The following is a 2,535-nucleotide window of genomic DNA, read 5'->3' as shown; positions in this document are numbered from 1 at the left end:
TGTCCATCAATTATTTTTGATCGTTATCCTCTGCGGGATGGCTGGCGGCGCGATCATTTTTCTTTCTCCGATCAATCCAGACCTCGACAACAGGCCGACAAAACCGGCCTTTTTTTTGGACACTCATACTGGCCCCTCACCGACTTCAACTACAAGCCACTTCCCGGCGGGGGTGCGGGCACCGAGGTTTGTCAACCTGCGGCAGAGTTGCTCCTGGGCGAGCCGCCGTCTGGGCTGCTGCAACGGCTCAAGCCGTACCGTGACCTCTGTCTTGGTTGATCTGATCCAGCCCTGGCAATTGGTGATTGCATAAAACAGATCCACCAGTTCATTTTCCGCATCGAAGTGCGGCCGTAGCCAGTCTACCATCTGCTTGCGGGCATTCCAGACCGAAGCTGTCACAAAATCAAACAGATATTTTCCCTCATCGTCAACCCGCTTGATCGATTTGTAATTCTCAAGGCCTGAGACATCTACACGCTCCGGCAGCAGTTTTTTTTCTTCCTGGGCAGTTGCGAGCGCGGACTCTTGTCCGGCGATGGTGCTCTCCAGCCGTTGCCTGACACTGTTGCCGCGAGGCGTGCCGTCCTTCTTCGTGGCCGCCTTGGCTTTTACCAGCTTCTTGTAAAGCTTGTTGAGTCCGTTCTTGATCCCGGCGATAAGGTTCTCCTTCCTCTTGATCTCCGGATTGGCAATGTCCTGGCGATCGCTTTCCACCAACTTGAAACCAGGATGATAATGGAATGGATGGCGATCATTGAGGTGCTTGAATGTATTTTCAGAGGCCCCCCAGCGGCTCAAGATCGCTTGCGCGCACTCTTGCGTGCTCATATTCATGGTGCCGCTCCAGGCAAGTCCGCTTGCTCTGCGTTTGCTGGTCTTGTTCCACACGTAGATGCGCCTGAGCGTCACCTCATGGCCTTGCGTCTCACCGGGTTGCGGGCCGACGGTGAAGCTCTTTTCCTCCTCAAAGACACCGTACTGCTTGCCATTGAAGATAAACTCCGTGATAAACCTGCTCTCTTCAAGGGCTGCAAGTTTGTCGGCGTCGGCATGCTTTTCCCAGGTCACAAAGGGGGTCCTCTCCTTGACAAGGCTTGCGAAAAACTCCTCGCCACTGCCCTCCCGGTCAAATACCATGACTGGCCGGCGTGACACTTCGCCGGCCCATTTCTTCCCTAATGCCACTATATGTGCACGAAGATCCCCCTTGCCTTCCTGTATCTCAAAATCCACCACCCGGCCGCTGCCATCACAGCTCACCATGTTGGTCCGACCGGGTACCGGCATGCGCCGTTGCGTGTTGTAGGCCGAGCGGAGCTGATGCTTGCCGGTGTATGGCAAAAGATGGCCATCACAAAACCACATCCAGAGCCCAACCAGGCCGGCGCGGAGCTGATAGCGAAAAAAATCCGCCCGTAAAAACTGCGAGACCTGTAACTGTGCCGCGCTATAAAACCACTCCCAAACTATCGGCTTGCAGGCAACCCGCCTTATCCCCAGCACGATGCCGGCTTCGCGTACCCGCACATTCTTCAACTGCTCGATGGAGCCGATATTGGCGGCCGCCATCAAGACAAAGACCATGAAGATCTTGTAGGCCGCCCCAAAATAGCCCATCACCAGCTCAAGCCAGTTCCACTGCTTGGCCAGGGCCATCAGATACAGAAACGCCCCGGCATAACGGCTGGCCTCCCAGTCATGCTCCTCGGCAAAGGGCTGCTCGGCCGCCTCCACCCGCTGCCGGCCAGCGGTGAAGGAAAACTCAAGCTTGAGCTGCTTGGCCTCCCGCTCTTCACGTTCTCTTGCCCGGATTTGCGCTACCTCCACGGACTTGTTGCCACTGCCGCGCTCTTGCTGGTGCAACTGGCGCTGCCGGCGCCTGCTTTTGCTTGCCGCCGGGTTGTAGCCCTGGATCAACCCCTCCTGGCCAAAATGCTTCTTGATTTCGATCTGGTTATGGATGCTCTGGCGGCTGATGCCCAGCGCCACGGCCAACCGCGACTTGCCGGCGCCCAACTCAACTGCCTCGACAATAAAAAGCCGCCTGGCCACTGCGTCGGAAAGATCGGCTTTCTTGATGAAGACCCCTTGCCGGTAAAGGATGACCGCCCCGGCTTGCTTCCCGCCTCTGTCAATTGCTTCCAAAGTCAGGCCCGCGCCCAGCTCAAATCGAGCCCCCTTTTGCTTTTCGTCCTTAAACAGTACTTGCTGTTGCATGGGTCACCTGCGCAGTGGTTAACGAGATGACCGATACTACCACAGGGAAGGCTAATATTAAATAAAATTATACAAATTTTATTATTAAATTTTTAAAAACAAAGATATGAAGAAAATACTGTCCAACTATTTGTTATGCCTGAATGTCCAGTTTTATTGCGGAATAGCGTCAATTGGGCACACCGGACGCCTCGCTGAACTCTGATTTGCGAGGTCTGAATGGATTAGGCTCCGCCCTGAAGCGGGCATAATCGGCGGGGGGCAGGAACAGACGCCAGAGCGGATTGTACAGTTGCACGGGAAAATCAGTGGCGA

At 55.1% G+C, this 2,535-nt stretch carries 1 protein-coding gene; it reads right to left on the bottom strand.

Annotated elements, in window-relative coordinates; genetic code table 11:
• Positions 1-123: 123 nt before the first annotated feature.
• The gene (locus HY768_11790; GenBank protein ID MBI4727874.1) at positions 124-2,220 is read right to left on the bottom strand and encodes a hypothetical protein; all 2,097 of its coding nucleotides are present in this window, start codon (positions 2,218-2,220) and stop codon (positions 124-126) included.
• Positions 2,221-2,535: the final 315 nt, after the last annotated feature.

It is taken from the genome of candidate division TA06 bacterium, from assembly GCA_016208585.1.
Lineage (GTDB): Bacteria > Edwardsbacteria > AC1 > AC1 > EtOH8 > UBA5202.
This window is presented reverse-complemented; position numbering and strand designations above follow the sequence as displayed.

Bases quoted from the DNA above. Each gene is read 5' to 3' on its own strand.
- HY768_11790 (MBI4727874.1), bottom strand. From the start codon at position 2,220: ATGCAACAGCAAGTACTGTTTAAGGACGAAAAGCAAAAGGGGGCTCGA.